The 15,593-nt window shown below is 73.8% G+C and carries 9 protein-coding genes and 1 tRNA gene; 5 read left to right on the top strand and 5 right to left on the bottom strand.

The annotated features are described in order from the left end of the window. Positions 1-3: 3 nt before the first annotated feature. Entirely contained in the window at positions 4-1,269 is a 1,266-nt protein-coding gene (locus QWJ13_RS22650; RefSeq protein ID WP_316526656.1) for a LolA family protein, read from the bottom strand. Between the two features lie 182 nt (positions 1,270-1,451). Between QWJ13_RS22650 and QWJ13_RS22645 the strand changes: the two genes are divergently transcribed. Both QWJ13_RS22645 and QWJ13_RS22640 read left to right on the top strand, forming a co-directional pair. Further along, entirely contained in the window at positions 1,452-4,040 is a 2,589-nt protein-coding gene (locus tag QWJ13_RS22645) for a bifunctional FO biosynthesis protein CofGH (RefSeq protein ID WP_316526655.1), read from the top strand. A gap of 166 nt (positions 4,041-4,206) precedes the next feature. Further along, positions 4,207-5,322 (top strand): ADP-ribosylglycohydrolase family protein, encoded by a 1,116-nt coding sequence (locus QWJ13_RS22640; protein ID WP_316526654.1) that lies wholly within the window; start codon positions 4,207-4,209, stop codon positions 5,320-5,322. A 176-nt stretch (positions 5,323-5,498) separates the two neighbouring features. Here QWJ13_RS22640 and QWJ13_RS22635 read toward each other — a convergent pair whose 3' ends face one another. The 3 genes from QWJ13_RS22635 to QWJ13_RS22625 all read right to left on the bottom strand — a co-directional run bounded on the left by QWJ13_RS22635 (position 5,499) and on the right by QWJ13_RS22625 (position 7,927). After that, on the bottom strand, positions 5,499-5,714 hold the full coding sequence (locus QWJ13_RS22635) for a DUF397 domain-containing protein (protein WP_316526653.1): 216 nt from the start codon (positions 5,712-5,714) through the stop codon (positions 5,499-5,501). Beyond that, positions 5,711-6,574, bottom strand: coding sequence for a helix-turn-helix domain-containing protein (locus QWJ13_RS22630; RefSeq protein WP_316526651.1), 864 nt, complete (start codon positions 6,572-6,574; stop codon positions 5,711-5,713). The genes QWJ13_RS22635 and QWJ13_RS22630 overlap by 4 nt, the downstream gene beginning before the upstream one ends. A gap of 612 nt (positions 6,575-7,186) precedes the next feature. Continuing rightward, the gene (locus QWJ13_RS22625) at positions 7,187-7,927 is read right to left on the bottom strand and encodes a GOLPH3/VPS74 family protein (protein ID WP_316526650.1); all 741 of its coding nucleotides are present in this window, start codon (positions 7,925-7,927) and stop codon (positions 7,187-7,189) included. A gap of 298 nt (positions 7,928-8,225) precedes the next feature. Between QWJ13_RS22625 and QWJ13_RS22620 the strand changes: the two genes are divergently transcribed. Further along, positions 8,226-10,661, top strand: a complete 2,436-nt coding sequence (locus tag QWJ13_RS22620) for a D-alanyl-D-alanine carboxypeptidase family protein (RefSeq protein WP_316526649.1) — start codon at positions 8,226-8,228, stop codon at positions 10,659-10,661. Positions 10,662-10,737: 76 nt separating this feature from the next. On the opposite strand, the gene QWJ13_RS22615 is transcribed toward QWJ13_RS22620, so the two are convergent. Then, a complete protein-coding gene (locus QWJ13_RS22615; RefSeq protein ID WP_316526648.1) occupies positions 10,738-12,276 on the bottom strand; it encodes a glycosyltransferase family 39 protein in 1,539 nt (512 codons plus the stop codon). A gap of 171 nt (positions 12,277-12,447) precedes the next feature. Here QWJ13_RS22615 and QWJ13_RS22610 point away from each other — a divergent pair. Together QWJ13_RS22610 and QWJ13_RS22605 are read left to right on the top strand one after the other, a co-directional pair. After that, positions 12,448-12,520: transfer RNA gene (locus QWJ13_RS22610), tRNA-Arg, on the top strand. 262 nt (positions 12,521-12,782) lie between these two features. Then, positions 12,783-15,284 (top strand): FtsX-like permease family protein, encoded by a 2,502-nt coding sequence (locus QWJ13_RS22605; protein WP_316526647.1) that lies wholly within the window; start codon positions 12,783-12,785, stop codon positions 15,282-15,284. The last annotated feature ends 309 nt before the right edge of the window (positions 15,285-15,593 follow it).

Genomic DNA, 15,593 nt, shown 5'->3' with positions numbered 1-15,593 from the left:
GCGTCAGTTCACCCCGGCGGCGTGCTGGAGGACCGGGAGCGTCACCGCGCCGGCGAAGACCCGGCCGTCGTCGGTGAGCAGGACGTTGAGCACCTTGGTGCTCACCAGGGTGCCGCCGTCGACCGGCTTGCCGAGCGACTTCACCAGCGCCTGCGGGTTCATCGACCGGGCCGTGTCGCCGCCGTGGCCGCCGTGCTTGCCGCCCTTGGCGTCGCCCTTGGGCGCCGCCTCCACGGTGCTGGGCAGCCGAGTGGAGACGACCGTCGTCCAGCCCTCGCCGACCACGTTCACGCCGTGGTGCTCCTTGGCGTCGCCCGGCGCGCCCTTGGCCGGGTCGCCCTTGGCCGCGTCACCCTTGGCCGCCGCATCCGCCTTCCGGTCCGTCACCTTGGCGCCCTTGGGGGCGGTGAACTCGAAGGTCTTGGCGTCCGGCTTGGCGAAGGACACCTCGGTGAAGCGGACGTTCAGCACGGTGCCGCCGTCGACGGACGTCACCGCCACCGACAGTGGCACCCCGTTGTCGGCGTCCACCGCGATCCGGACCTCGGACAGGGTCGAGCCGGACTGGGTGGGCTTCACGCTCAGCTGATAGGCGTTCTGCCCGGCCACCTTGGCCGTCCCGGCGACCGTCACCGAGGTGGTGCCGGCGCCCGCGGCCAGGAACTGCCTGGCAGCCTCCTGGGGGGTGGTCGGCAGCTCGGACAACGGAGCCCCGGCGTGCTGCCGCGACTCGGCGGCCCGCCCGGTGGTGTGCACCGCGCTGTTGGAGGAGCTGTCCCAGGCCCAGGTCTGGTCGCCGTTGCGGACCAGGGTGTAGCCGGACATCTTCTCCAGCACGTCCACCCGCTGGCGCTCCGGACCGTCCACCGCGACCCGCACCGTCTGGTCCCCGCCGAGCAGGCCCATCAGCTTGGCCTGCGGGTCCGCGGCGGAGCCCTGGCCGCTGCCGCCGCCGTGCCCGCCGACCGCCCCGCCGAGACCGCCGGCCGCGCCCAGCAGCTGGGTGGGCAGCCCGAGGTCGGTGGAGACCGCGACCGTCCCGGACAGCGACTGGGTCTCGGAACCGAGCACCTTGGCGACCAGCTGCTCCGCCGTCACCGTCGGCAGGTCGGGCGCTCCGTCGGCGGCCAGCGCCGGGACCAGGCCCACCCCCGCGGCGATCGTCGCGGCCACCGCCACCGGTACCGCGGCGCGCACCAGGACACGCCGTCGGGATCGGTACGGCACGCCGCCGTCCAGATCGTCCCCCGCCGCCTTCTCATTGGTCATGACGTCCTCAACTCCTCCGGATACCGGTGTGGTTGGCCTTGCCCCTCCATTACAGGCGGCCGCACCGCCGCCGTCATCGCCCTGCGGGGCCAGATCGGGGTGGCCTTCGTGGGTACCCCGACCCTGAGACGGTCTCAGGGTTCCCTCCCTCCCGGGTACCACCTCTGGCATAGGGTCGCGCCATGGACGCAACAGCCGAGGACGACAGCACCCCACCGACCGCCAACGCGATGCGCCGCGCCCTGCGCCGCGCCCGGGACGGCGTCGCCCTCGACACGGCCGAGGCCGCCGTGCTGCTCCAGGCCAGAGGCGAGGACCTGCTCGACCTGTGCGCGAGCGCCGCCCGGGTCCGCGACGCCGGCCTCGAAGCGGCCGGCCGCCCCGGGGTGATCACGTACTCCAAGAGCGTCTTCATCCCGCTCACCCGGCTCTGCCGCGACAAGTGCCACTACTGCACCTTCGCCACCGTCCCCGGCAAACTGCGCCGCGACGGCCACGGGCTGTTCATGTCCCCGGACGAGGTGCTGGAGGTGGCCCGGCGCGGCGCCGAACTCGGCTGCAAGGAAGCCCTGATCACCCTCGGCGACAAGCCCGAGGACCGCTGGCCCGAGGCCCGCGAGTGGCTGGACGCGCACGGCTACGACGACACCGTCGCCTATGTGCGCGCCATGGCGATCCGCGTCCTGGAGGAGACCGGCCTGCTGCCGCACCTCAACCCCGGGGTGCTGAGCTGGACGGACTTCCAGCGGCTCAAGCCGGTCTCCGCCTCGATGGGCATGATGCTGGAGACCACCGCCACCCGGCTGTGGAGCGAGCCCGGCGGCCCGCACTACGGCTCCCCGGACAAGGAACCGGCCGTCCGGCTGCGGGTGTTGGAGGACGCGGGCCGCAGCTCCGTCCCGTTCACCAGCGGCCTGCTGATCGGCATCGGCGAGACCTACCGGGAGCGCGCCGAGTCGCTGTTCGCGCTGCGCAAGGTCTCCCGCGCCTACCACGGCGTCCAGGAGCTGATCCTCCAGAACTTCCGGGCCAAGCCGGACACCGCGATGCGCGGCATGCCGGACGCCGAACTGGACGAGCTGGTCGCCACGGTGGCCGTCGCCCGGCACCTGATGGGCCCCACCGCCTGCCTCCAGGCGCCGCCGAACCTGGTGGACGGGGAGTACGAGCGGCTGATCGCGGCCGGCATCGACGACTGGGGCGGCGTCTCCCCGCTCACCCCCGACCACGTCAACCCCGAACGCCCCTGGCCGCAGATCGACCGGCTCGCCGAGCGCTCCGCCGCGGCCGGCTTCGAGCTGCGCGAACGCCTCGCCGTCTACCCCGAGTACGTGCTGCGCGGCGAGCCCTGGCTGGACCCGCGGGTGCTGCCGCACGTGCGCGCCCTGGCCGACCCGGCCACCGGCCTGGCGAACCCGGACGCGCCGGTCCGCGGCCTGCCCTGGCAGGAGCCCGAGGACCTGCCGGAGTCGTACGGGCGCACCGACCTGCACGCCACCATCGACACCGAAGGCCGCACCGGCGACCGCCGGGCCGACTTCGAGGACGTGTACGGCGACTGGGAGGTGCTGCGCGAGCAGGTGCTCGCCAAGGGCGCCCCCGAGCGGCTGGCCGGGGACCTGCGGGAGGCCCTCGCGGTGGCCGCGGACGACCCGGTGAAGCTGACCGACGACCAGGCGCTGGCCCTGTTCCACGCGGACGGCCCGGCCCTGGACGCGCTGTGCCGGATCGCCGACGCGGTGCGCCGGGACGCAGTCGGCGACGAGGTCACCTACTGCGTCACCCGGAACATCAACTTCACCAACGTCTGCTACACCGGCTGCCGCTTCTGCGCCTTCGCCCAGCGCCGCACCGACGCGGACGCCTACACCCTCTCCCTGGAGCAGGTCGCCGACCGGGCCGCGCAGGCCTGGGAGGTGGGCGCCACCGAGGTCTGCATGCAGGGCGGCATCCACCCGGACCTGCCCGGCACCGCCTACTTCGACATCGCCCGCGCGGTGAAGGAGCGGGTGCCCGGCATCCATGTGCACGCCTTCTCGCCGATGGAGGTGGTCAACGGCGCGACCCGCACCGGGATGTCGATCCGGGACTGGCTCCAGCGGGCCAAGGAGTCGGGCCTGGACAGCATCCCGGGCACCGCCGCCGAGATCCTGGACGACGAGGTCCGCTGGGTGCTCACCAAGGGCAAGCTGCCGGCCGCGACCTGGGTCGAGGTGGTCAGCACCGCGCACGAGCTGGGCCTGCGCTCCTCGTCCACGATGATGTACGGGCACGTGGACACCCCGCGGCACTGGCTGGGCCACCTGCGGCTGCTCGCCGAGATCCAGCAACGCACCGGCGGCTTCACGGAATTCGTCACCCTGCCGTTCGTCCACACCAACGCCCCGGTCTACCTGGCCGGCATCGCCCGGCCCGGCCCGACCGCCCGGGACAACCGCGCGGTGGTCGCGATGGCCCGGCTGCTGCTGCACCCGCACATCCCCAACATCCAGACCAGCTGGGTCAAGCTGGGTGCCGAGGGCGCGGCCGAGATGCTCCGCTCGGGCGCCAACGACCTGGGCGGCACGCTGATGGAGGAGACCATCTCGCGGATGGCCGGTTCGGCGTACGGGAGTTACAAGTCGGTGCGCGACCTGGAGGCGATCGCCGAGGCGGCGGGCCGTCCGCACCGCCAGCGCACCACCACCTACGGCGAGGTGCCGGCCGAGCGGCGGGCCGCGGCACTGGCCTCGGACGGGCACCTGCCGAAGCTGCTGCCGGTGCTGGACTGAGGCCGTCGGCCCGGCCCGCCGCACCGTCGGCGGGCCGGGCGCGGGGCCGTCGGGCCGCGAGGGATCCCGTCGATCCGTTCGAACCTTCGAAGTACAGTGCCAGGGCGCGTCGGCCGCCGTGGTGCCGCTCGCGGCCCCCGACCCCGACGAAAGGCGCCCCGTCGTGATGCCACTGTGGTCACGCGCCCAGCAGCAGGACTACCGCAGCCGGGTGCGGGGCTGTCTGCTCGGCGGTGCCATCGGCGACGCGCTGGGTGCGGGCGTCGAGTTCGAGCCACTGGAGAAGATCCGGGACCGGCACGGCCCGCAGGGCGTCACCGGCTACGTCCCCGCGTACGGGCGCACCGGCGCCGTCACCGACGACACCCAGCTCAGCCTCTTCACCGTCGACGGGCTGATCCGCGCCCACATCCGGCGCGACACCGGCAGCTGGCACCCGCCCACCGATCTGCACCTGGCCTACCTGCGCTGGGCCGCCACCCAGCACGACTGGGGCCCGGACGAACGCCGCCCCGACCTCGGCTGGCTCGGCCGCGAGGAGTGGCTGTACGCCCAGCGCGCCCCCGGCCAGGGCTGTCTGTCCGGCCTCACCGGGGCCGACGCCGAGCGGCTCGGCACCCTGGACAGCCCCAAGAACCCGCACTCCAAGGCCTGCGGCACGGTGGTGCGGGCGGCCCCCTTCGGGCTGCTCACCAGCTGGGAGCCCGGCCTGGTGTTCCAGCTCGCGGTGGAGTGCTCGGTGCTCACCCACGGCCACCCCACCGGCTACCTCGCGGCGGGCGCGTTCGCGGTGATCGTCCAGTCCGTCGCCCGCGGCGGCACCCTGGAGGAGGGCGTGCACCTCGCGCTCGCGCTGCTCTCCGAGCGGCAGGCGCACGAGGAGACCACCGCCGCGCTGCGGGCCGCCCTGGACGCGGTGCGGGCCGGCGAGCCGTCCGCCGACCGGGTCGAGGCGCTGGGGGAGGGCTGGGTCGCCGAGGAGGCGCTGGCGATCGCGGTCTACTGCGCGCTGGTCGCGCACGACGTGCGCTCGGGCCTGCTGCTGGCGGTCAACCACTCCGGGGACAGCGACTCCACCGGCGCGATCTGCGGCAACCTGCTCGGGGCGCTGCACGGGGACACCGCGCTGCCGCCCGGTCTGCTGGCCGGACTCGAAGGGCGCGGGGCGATCCTCGAACTCGCCGACGACTTCGTGATGGAGCTGGTGCACGGCGCCGAACTGCACGACCGGCGGACCCCGGAGGGCGCCCACTGGGCCGGCCGCTACCCGGTGGCCGGCTGAACCACCGGCCGGACCACCGGCTGGACCACTGGTTGAACCACCGGCCGGACCACTGGCCGAACCACCGGCCGGACCACCGGAGCCGGCAAGCGCGTTGCCCGTGGCGCCGACCGCCGCCGAGGGGCGGCGGCCACCGCTACGGGCAACGCGTCCGAATGCGGAACCGCTCGGGCCGGTCAGCCCGGGAGGCCGCCGAAGGCGCCGGTCGCCGCCGCCGAGGCGAACGACGTCCAGCCTTCGGCCGAGAAGCGCAGCTGCGGGCCTCCGGGGTCCTTGGAGTCCCGGACCGCCACCTCCCCGACACCGGGGAGGGCGATCTCCACGCAGGCGCCCTGGCCCCCGCTGTGACTGCTCTTGCGCCAATCGGTTCCGTACTCGGACGGGGTGATCATTCGTGGAATTCCTTCTCGATGTCGGCTATCAGCGACCGGCTCTCCGCGACACCGAGCGCGGCCGCTCTCAGGTAGTCGTACAGACCGGTATAGCGGCGCACGTCCGCCTCCTTCTCCAGGTAGAGATCGCTCGTCACACCTTCGAAGTAGACAGCCGTGGAATCGGCTGACTCGGGGAACTCCAGCAGTGAGAATGTGCCGGTCATACCGGGGTGGGCGCCGTGCGAGAACGGGATCACCTGGATGGTGATGTTCGGGCGCAGGCTGAGGTCCAGCATCTGCCGCAACTGCTGGGCCATCACCGCCTTGCTGCCGACCTCGCGGCGCAGCACCGCCTCGTCGACGACGGTCCACAGGCTGCCGAGCTGGTTCTCGCCGTGGATGCGTTCCTGGCGCTTCATCCGGACCTGCACCCGGCGCTGCACGGCGACGGCGTCGGTGTCCGGCTGGGTGCCCTCGACGACGGCCTGGGCGTAGAGCTCGGTCTGCAACAGGCCGGGGACGAAGGAGGATTCGTACGCGCGGATCGAGGAGGCCTCGGCCTCCAGTCCGATGTAGACGCTGTACGGCGTCGGCATGTCGTTGAAGTCGTGCCACCAGCCGCGCTGGCGCGACTCCTTGGCCATCTCCATGAGGCTGGCGCGCAGTTGCTCGTCGGCCACGTTGTACACGTCGCAGAGGTCGCGCACGTCGCGCTGGCTGATGCTGCGGCGGCCGTTCTCCAGTCGGCTGATCTTCGACTGGGAGACCATCAGCCGGCCGGCCACCTCCTCCGCCGTCATGCCCAGGCCCTCGCGGAGTTTGCGCAGCTCCGAACCCAGGCGCCGACGGCGCACGGTGGGATTGACGTTGGCGGACACTTCGACCTCCGGCCGGACCTCTGGTGCTCGTTGGAACGGCAGTCCTCGGAACACTTCGGACATTGGGACCAACCCCCCTGACTCGGAGCAGCATGACACCTTGGGCCAGGTCGGCGCGGGGGATTCTTGGCAGCGCGGTAGAACAGATCATCGGAAAAGCACTTCCGCGAGACAGCGAAAGCCCCCAGGTGGTAATGCGGCTCGGTGATTCGGACAGATGCTGTGGTGGGTGTCCCCGGCCCGGTTCGCAGGGGCCTCCGACGGGTGCGGAGGCGGGCCGCTGCCGGGCGTCAGGGGACGGCAGAGGGGCGGTCGCCGGGCGACTCGCGTCGCGGGGCGACCGCCCCTGGGTGCTGCTGGTGCCTTCGATCCGGTGCCTTCGACAAGCGGTGGCACCGGTGGTGCGCCGGGCCGCTCAGCGCCGTCGGGCGGCGTGAACGGGGCGGCGAGCGCCGTCGGGCGCGCGGTCGGTGGCGTCGGGCGCCCTGGTGGCTGCCCGCCCGGCCGTGCCCGCTCCGGCGGCCGTGCGCGTCCCGGAGGTCGTACGTGTTCCTGCGGTCGTACGTGTTCCTGCGGCCGTACGAGACCCGGAGGCCTTGGCGGCCCGCCGGGTCAGCGGACGCCGACCCGGGGAGCGGAGACCCGCCCGCCCGAGCCCCGGCCCGCCGTACGGGTGCCAGGACGGCCGGAAGCGGCCCCGGAACCCTGGGAAGAACGGTTCTGCTGTGCGGGCAGGCCGTTCTGCACATCCATCACGGCGTGCGCGACCATCCCGCCCAACGGGTCGTACCGGATCAGGTCGCGCAGCCGCGACCGCGAGGACCGACCCTCGTTGCCCGGGTACAGGTGCTTGCCCAGCCCGACCGAATGGGCGAGCGCGGCGAGCGCGGCCGTCCGGGGGTCCGGCGGCACACCGGTGCGGATCGCGGTGTCCAGCCGCTGTTTGATCGCGGCGTTGGTGCAGTCGTCGGACGCCTGGTACCGGGTCGTCGGCAGCACCCCGCACACCTGGCCCGGCACGGCCGTGACCATGCCGCAGCGCTCCAGGTGCGCCAAGTACGTCTGACGAAGCCCCAGCCGGGGCCCTCCGATCCAATGCGCCGCGCGGACCGGACTGCCGCGTCGGCGCAGCAGTTCCAGTGCGTGGTCAAGGGTCGGGTCGCCGGTCGGCCGTGCGAGCACGACGGCGATCCGGTCTCCCTCCGGTACGATCCGTCCGGCCAGGGACAGCTCGACGAGCTGCGCCCCGGCGAGTCCGAGGTCGAGGGTCTGCGGCTGCGCCGTGGTACCCGTGGTCGGGTCCAAAGCGAGCAGCAAGAGTTCCTCGGGAACAGTTCTGCGGCTCTTGCCCATCCAAGCCTCCCCGCGTGGATGAGAGACAGGGTGACGCCTCTCACACGGGCTTGTCGAGTACGCCTCCGAATCGTGACCTTGCTGTGGAGGCGCGGAACCGGCGGTGACGGGCCTTGCGTCTGACCTGTGAACAGACCGTGGTGCGTCCGGGCGCCGACAATAAGCGCCGGTCGGGCGGGGTGTGCGCGGACGGAACGACCGCCGGTGGCGGAGACTGTACAGGTACACGGGGCGGGGCGTCGGCTTCCCGAAATCGGGTTCGCCGGTGCCCCGCCGGGCGTTGAGGAGGCTGGGATACGTGGGCGAGTCCCCCGACAGGGTGCTGAGGGACGGCGACGAGCGGCAGCGGGACCGCGAACGCGAACGGACCGGTGCGGCGGCTGACGCTGCCACCGAGGCCGCTGCCGAGGCCGCCGAGCCGGTCGAGGGCGGCTCCGGTTCGAAGGCGGACGGGGCGTCAGCCTCGGGCTCGGCCAAGGCGAACGCCTCGGGCTCGGCCAAGGAGGCCGCCTCGCGTTCGGCCAAGGCGAACGCCTCGGGCGGGGCCGAGGCGGCTGCTGAGACCGCTGCGGACGCCGCCTCGGACGACCCTGCCGAGACCTCCGGCGAGGCGGCCCCGAAGGCGTCCGCCGACGCTCCGGCGAAGGCGGCCAAGGGCGGCTCGACCGTACAGCTCCGCGTCCGGGATGTGGACAGCGAGACGACGATGCTGCGGCTTCCGGTGGACAACCGGACCACCGCGCTGCGGCTGCCCGAGGAGCTGGTCAAGACTGCTGCCAAGGGGAGTTCCGAAGGTGGGGGCGAGAAGGAGGGGGCCTCGTCGTCGTCCGAAGAGGTGACGGAGACCGTCGAGCGTCCTGTCGGCGATGACCCGCGTCTCGCCATTCGGACGGGTGTCGCGGTGGCGGAGAAGGTCGGGGAGAAGGCGGAGGACGAGTCGTCCGAGCCGTCCGACGAGGCCGACTCCGAGGAGCCCGTCAAGCCTGCGGCCGCGTCGGCGGAGAAGGCCGACAAGGCCGACAAGGCGGAGAAGGCCGACAAGGCGGAGAAGTCCGACAAGGCGGAGAAGTCCGACAAGGCGGAGAAGTCCGAGGACTCCGAAGACGCCGAGTCCGACGACCCTCCCGCCAACGCCGAACTGACCCTGGCGCTGATCAAGCCCGAGGTGCCGGCCAAGCCCGAGAAGCTGGAGAAGCCCGCGCCGCTGCGCGCCTCCGCCGCTTCCGCGGCCGGTGCCGTCCCCCCGGCCGGCACCGTGCCGGAGCCGAAGCCCAAGCCCGTCCCGGAGCCCGAGCCGACCCCCGGCCCGGCGCCGCTGCCGAAGCCGACGCCCAAGCCCGTCCCCGCGCCGGCCCCGAAGCCGCTGCCGGAGCCCGACCCGCGGCCGGTGCCGCCGGTCCCGCCGCTGCCCAAGCCCGCGCCGCTGCCCGCCCCGGAGCCGCTGCCCTCGCCGGAGAACACCGCCGAGGCGATGGAGGTCCTGGCCACCCTCAACGCCCGCCCGGTCTCGCCGCTGCAGCGCGCCCTCAAGCGGGTGACCATCTGGACGGTCTTCCTCGCCGTGGTGCTCGGCGCGCTCGCGGTCGCCCAGCTGCTGCGCCCGCTGCCGGACCCCAAGCTGAAGATGACCGCCGCGAGCGGCTTCAACTTCTCCGGCGACCCGCTCGACCTCGCCTGGCCGACCAAGGGCCAGTCCGCCGCCGAGGTGGTCGGCGTCGGCAGCCTGGGCAGCTCGGGCCAGGAGGTGCCGGCCCCGATCGCCAGCGTCACCAAGGTGATGAACGCCTACCTGATCCTCCAGAAGTTCCCGCTGAAGAAGGGGGAGAGCGGCCCGAAGATCACCGTCGACAAGCAGGCCGCGCAGGAGTCCGGCAACGTCGACGAGTCCAAGGTGACGCTCACCGAGGGCCAGGTGCTCACCGAGTACCAGGCCCTGGAGCTGCTGATGCTGCCCTCGGCCAACAACGTGGCCCGGCTGCTCGCCCGCTTCCACTCCGGCTCCGAGGGCGAGTTCGTCAAGCAGATGAACGACACCGCGGCCAAGTTCGGCATGGCCAACACCATCTACGCCGACCCGGCGGGCTTCAACGCGGACACCAAGTCCACCGCCAAGGACCAGCTGAAGCTGGCCGAGCAGGTCATGCAGGACGAGATCTTCCGGCAGATCGTCTCCACCCCGGAGACCAACTTCAACAACGTGAAGATCCCCAACACCAACAACCTGATCAACCCGAAGACCGGCGTCATCGGCGTCAAGACCGGCTCCAGCACCCCGGCCGGCGGCTGCCTGATGTGGGCCGCGTACAAGGAGATCGGTGGCGTGAAGCGGCTGATCCTCGGCGTCACCCTGGGCCAGCAGGCCACCGGGCCGAACCCCGGCGACGGCATCCTGCCGACCGTGCTGAAGGTCAGCGGCAAGCAGATCCAGGCCGCGCAGGACGGCGTGACCGGTCAGACCGTGGTGAAGAAGGGCGACGTCGTCGGTTCGGTGGACAACGGGCTCGGCGGCAAGGTCCAGGTCGTCGCGACCAAGGACCTGGTGGTGGCGGGCTTCCCCGGCATCTCCGGCACGGTCACCCTGGACGCCCAGAAGCTCGCCCACAACGAGGTGGCCGGCAAGGAGGTCGGCGTGCTGCGGGTCGGCACGGGCGAAGCCAAGGTGGAGGTGCCGGTGGCCCTCCAGTCGGACCTGAAGCCGCCGTCCATCCAGTCCCGGCTGCTGCGCACGCTGTGAGCCGCTGAGGTAGTGACACGACGAAGGAGGGGAGCCGGTCCCGGACCGGCTCCCCTCCTTCGTCCTGTCCTCGGGTCTACGTGTCCCGGTCGAGCAGCGCGAGGGTGAGCCCGCCGAGCGGCGTCACCCGGTCCGGGTCGCCGTACTGGTCGCGGAGCACCTGCGCCTGGTCGGTCGGCATCTCGGCCAGCGGGTCCAGGGTGTCGCCGAGGACCACCAGCCATATCCGGGACGCCCCGCCCAGGCAGCTCCCCGGCTGCGCGCAGGGCACCGGCGAGAGGTCCTCGGCGTCGTCGGCGCTCTGCGCGACGAAGACCGGGAAGGGGCGGACGTCCGAGGACAGGTAGTAGCTGACGCCCGGCCAGGCCATCGCCCAGGACTGGTCGCCCAACGGCGCCGCCATCCCGTCCCCGGAGCGGTAGCCGGCGGATATCTCGCGGGCCGCCGCCTTGAACGGCTCCTCCGAGCCGTTGTGCGCACCCACGTACCGCACCGAAGCCTGCTTCGGCAGCGCCGCCACGGCCGGCAGGGCGAGCAGCGCGACGGACAGCAGGCCGGCCAGGACGACGGCCTGCCGGGGCCGGACGGCGAGGCGCCGGGCCAGGGCCGCGACCGCGCCGTACACCGCCCCGGCGCCGCCGCCGGCCAGCACCGCCCAGGCGGGCACCGTGAACAGCAGGTACCGCTCGATGAAGTAGGAGGTGTCGCTCAGCCGCGACACCAGCCAGACGGCCACCACCGGCAGCTCCGCGAGCAGCAGCACCTGCCAGGCCTGGAAGCGCCGGCCGGGCAGCGCCAGGGCCAGGAGCGCCAGCAGGGCGAAGGCGTAGAAGACCTGGTCGGAGCCGAACAGGTGCTCGCCGAAGCGGGCGAGGCCGCGCATCGAGGGGACCGGTATCCACCCCAGCTGCCGGTCCGACTGCCGACTGCCCAGCAGCACCACCGGCAGCACCGGCAGCACCGCCACCACGACCGCCAGCGGGTACTGCCACAGCAGCCGCCGGTCGGCCTGCGCCCGGGTGCGCCACAGGTGCAGGGCCAGGAGCGCCACCTGCCCGACGACCGTACTGAAGGAGATCAGGTGCCCGGCGCCGGCCAGCACCATGGCCACGCAGTACGGCGCCCAGCGCCGCCGGCTCGGCCGCTCCAACGCCCGCAGCAGGAAGTACGCGGCCGCCGCGACCGCGCAGGTCACCAGCGCGTAGGAGCGGGCCTCCTGGGCGTACCGGGCGATCTGCGGGGGCACCGCGAACAGCAGCCCGGCGCCGACCGCCGCCGCCCGGCCGCCGAACAGCCGCCGGGCGGTGAGCGCCACGAACGCGGCCGCGGCCGCCATCGCCAGCACGGAGGGTATTCGCAGGGATATCGCGGAGTCGCCGAACACCGCCGTCCACCCGTGCATCAGCAGGTAGTACGCGCCGTTGCTGGCGTCCACGTGCTGGAGCAGTCGCAGCAGGTCACCGAGCGAACGGGTGGCCACCGTCGCCGTCGCGATCTCGTCCCGCCACAGGTCCGGCGTCCCCAGCCGGTACCCGCCCACCGCCAGCATGACCACCGCGGGCCACACCCACACCGGCCCCAGCAGCCGGTCCACCGGGCGCACAGCAGGTCTCATCAGGTCCTTCGTCTCCTTAGCCGCGGCGTGCCGGTGGCGAGATCCCCCACCCTGCCCGGCAGGCTACTTGACCCGCCCTGACGCCCCGTCGGCCACCCGCGTTCCGGCCATCCCGCCGAGCCCCACCCCCGATCCGGTACGCTGTGAACGGCCTGGTACCACCCGGGCCGCGCCTCAGTAGCTCAGGGGATAGAGCACGGCTCTCCTAAAGCCGGTGTCGCAGGTTCGATTCCTGTCTGGGGCACAACGAACACGCAGGTCGCAGGCCCCCGCCCACCCGGGCGGGGGCCTGCGCCGTTTCCCGGCCCGGGTCGCTCCCCGGCCGGGGCGGGCGCCTCAGGGGCGGCGTACCTCCGGGGGAGGAGACGGCGGTGGGCGGTCGTCCGCCCACGGGGTGATCACGAAGCCGACCTTGTGCTGACGGCCCGCGGCCACCCCGCTCCTAGGCTCGACGAGACCCCTGCCGGAGCATCGTTCGCCGGTCAGGGCGGACGAGCCGGGGACCGATGACGACGTACCGATACACCGTGGCCGAGCTGCGCGGACAGCTGCGCCAACTGCTCCTGAGCGGCGCCGCGATCGCGCTGGGGGTGGCCTTCCTGATCGCCTCCGTCAGCGGCAGCGGGGCGCTGGTGGACTCGTACAGCCAGACCGCGGCCGCCGAGGTCGGCCCCGCCGACATCCAGGTGACCGGGAAGGCCTCGGCCTCTTCAGCTGCGGCCGCGACCGGGGCCGGGGCCGGCGGGCTGGACACGGCCGCCGTGGAGCGGGCGCGGCAGACCGCCGGAGTGGCCGCGGTGGCCCCGCGGCTGATCGGCAAGGGCGGCGTGCTGACCGCCGACGGGCGGCCGCTCGACCGGACCGCCGCGGTCAGCGCCGTCGCCGAGGACCCGGCGCTGCGCTGGCAGTTGCTCAAGGACGGCCACTGGCCGACCGGACCCGGCGAGGTGCTGCTCGACACCGGGACGGCGGACCGCCTCGGCGCCGCCGTCGGCGCCGAGGTGCACCTGGCCAAGGCCGACGGCAGCGCCGCCACCGCCCGACTGGTGGGCACCCTGGACGAGCGGGGCGCACCGAGCCTCGCCGGGGTCCCGATCGTCGGCGTACCGGCGAGTGCCGTCGCCGCCTACGCGACCGGTGTCACCACCGACCGACTCGACGTCAGGGTCGCCCCGGACACCACCCCGACCCGTACCGTCGACGCCCTGCGGACCGCCCTCGGCGGCGGCGTCGAGGTGCACACCCACGCGGCCTCCGTCACCGAGGCGACCCGGCAGAGCAACACCATGTACGGCGTCGTCCTGGTCGCCGCGCTCTCCTTCGTCCTGATCGCGCTCGCGGTGGCGCGGATGGTGGTCGGCAACACCTTCACCGTGGTGCTGGCCCAGCGCACCCGCCAACTCGCCCTGCTGCGCTGCGTCGGCGCCGACCGGCAGCAGCTGCGCCGACTGATCCGCCGCCAGGGGCTGCTGCTCGGGCTGGGCGCCTCCCTCGCGGGCGTCCTGCTCGGGGTCGCCCTCTGCGGGCTCGGCACGGCCGTGCTCGACGGACTCGACCTCGGGCCGGTGCACCTGTCGCTGCTGCCCTCCCCGCTGACCTGCCTGCTGGCCGGACTGTTCGGGGTACTGCTGACCCTGCTGGCCGTCCGCGGACCGGCGAAGGCCGCCGCCGCCGTGCCGCCCGTCGCCGCGCTCGGCGGCACGCCGGCGCCGACCGTCGGGGCGGCCCGGGTGCGGGCCGCGGTGTGGACCGGCGCGCTGCTGGTCTCGGGTACGGCGCTGCTGGCGGCCGGGGCGATGACCCCGCCGCCGCTGTCGCTGCTCGCCGTCACCGTCGGCGCCATCGCCAACTTCTTTGGGGTGCTGCGGCTCGCCCACCGGGTGCTGCCCGCGGTCGTCGCCGTACTGGGCCGGCCCGCCCGCAGGCTCGGCGGCACGGCAGGGCGGCTCGCCACCCAGCAGCTGCGGCTCAACCCGGGCCGCACCGGCGCCACCGGCTCGGCACTGCTGCTCGGCGTGACCGTGATGATCGGCGCGGTCACCGCGCTGGACATCACCTCCCGCTCGCTGGTCCCGGTGGTGTCCGCGCGCCAGCCCGGGGTCTTCGCCGCGGCCACCGTCGGCGGCGGCCCGCTGCCCGCCGGGGCCCTCGACGCCCTGGCCCTCGACCACGGGCTGACCGTCACCCCGGTCCGTTCGGCCACCGTCGACCTCGACGGCCGACCCACCGTGGTCGCCGCCGTCGACCCCGCCCGGCTCAACTCCTCGACGGACGACGTGGACCGGGCCCGCTCGCTCGGCGACGGCGCCGCGCTCAGCGGACTCGGCGAGACCGGAGCGCACCGGGCCGGCGGCGTCGAACTGCGGCTCCAACCCGGCCGCAGCAGCCTGCCGTTCACCCTCCAGAGCGGGGCCACCCTGCTGGTGACCCCCGCCACCCTGGACCGCCTCGCCCCCGGCGCGCCCGTCACCACGGCCTGGATCAGCCCGACTGCGGGCGAAGACCGCCCCGCCGCCCGCCGCGCCCTGGACCGCGCCCTCGCCGACCACCCGCAGCTGACCGTCACCGACACCGCCGCCCAGGCGGACACCCTGCGCTCCCTGCTCGACCGGCTGACGACCGTCAGCATGGCGCTGCTGTCCTTCTCCGTCGCCATCGCTGGCCTCGGCGTCGCCGCCACCCTGATGCTCAGCATCAGCGAACGCTCCCGCGAGATCGGCATGCTCCGCGCGATCGGCATGTCCCGCGAACAACTGCGCCGGATGCTCACCCTGGAGGCCCTGCTGCTCTCCCTCGCCGCCGCCCTGGTCGGTACCGCCCTCGGCGTCTCCTACGGCTGGGTCGCCGCCCGCTCCATCACCTCCACCATCGGCACCGTCGGCGCCCCGCCCCTGCTCCCCGTCCTGGCCGCCCTGGCCCTCACCGTCCTGGTCGGCCTCGCGGCCGCCGTCCTCCCCGCCCGCCGCGTGGGCCGAATGAGCGCAGTAACGGCGATGCGGGCATCCTGACCCGCCCTGCGGTCGGGGCGGGGGCCGAGCCGGGCGGCCGGGCGGCGGGGACGGGCGCGGGCTCGCGGGTGCCGCTGGGCCCGGCCGTTCCGCTCCGCCTGCCCATCAAGGCGTCCCGGGCCGCCGGCATACCGGGGCGGTGGCGGTGCCGGCATCCCGGCCGGGTCTGCCGTCGGTGCGTCCCGGGCCGGGGCCTGCTCAGGTCGGGGTGGATCGGGTCGGGGCGTGCGCGGCTGTGCGGAGAGCAGGGGCTCGGGCGCGCGGGTGCCGCCTGGGGCCGGGGTGGGGCAGCCGCGGTGATCAGGCCAG

Source organism: Kitasatospora brasiliensis, from assembly GCF_032654805.1.
Lineage (GTDB): Bacteria > Actinomycetota > Actinomycetes > Streptomycetales > Streptomycetaceae > Kitasatospora > Kitasatospora brasiliensis.
The sequence above is the reverse complement of the archived record's forward strand: the minus strand, read 5'-3'. Positions and strand labels throughout refer to the sequence as shown.

Bases quoted from the DNA above. Each gene is read 5' to 3' on its own strand.
- QWJ13_RS22645 (WP_316526655.1), top strand. From the start codon at position 1,452: ATGGACGCAACAGCCGAGGACGACAGCACCCCACCGACCGCCAACGCG.
- QWJ13_RS22635 (WP_316526653.1), bottom strand. From the start codon at position 5,714: ATGATCACCCCGTCCGAGTACGGAACCGATTGGCGCAAGAGCAGTCAC.
- QWJ13_RS22605 (WP_316526647.1), top strand. From the start codon at position 12,783: ATGACGACGTACCGATACACCGTGGCCGAGCTGCGCGGACAGCTGCGC.
- QWJ13_RS22625 (WP_316526650.1), bottom strand. From the start codon at position 7,927: ATGGGCAAGAGCCGCAGAACTGTTCCCGAGGAACTCTTGCTGCTCGCT.
- QWJ13_RS22650 (WP_316526656.1), bottom strand. From the start codon at position 1,269: ATGACCAATGAGAAGGCGGCGGGGGACGATCTGGACGGCGGCGTGCCG.
- QWJ13_RS22615 (WP_316526648.1), bottom strand. From the start codon at position 12,276: ATGAGACCTGCTGTGCGCCCGGTGGACCGGCTGCTGGGGCCGGTGTGG.
- QWJ13_RS22640 (WP_316526654.1), top strand. From the start codon at position 4,207: ATGCCACTGTGGTCACGCGCCCAGCAGCAGGACTACCGCAGCCGGGTG.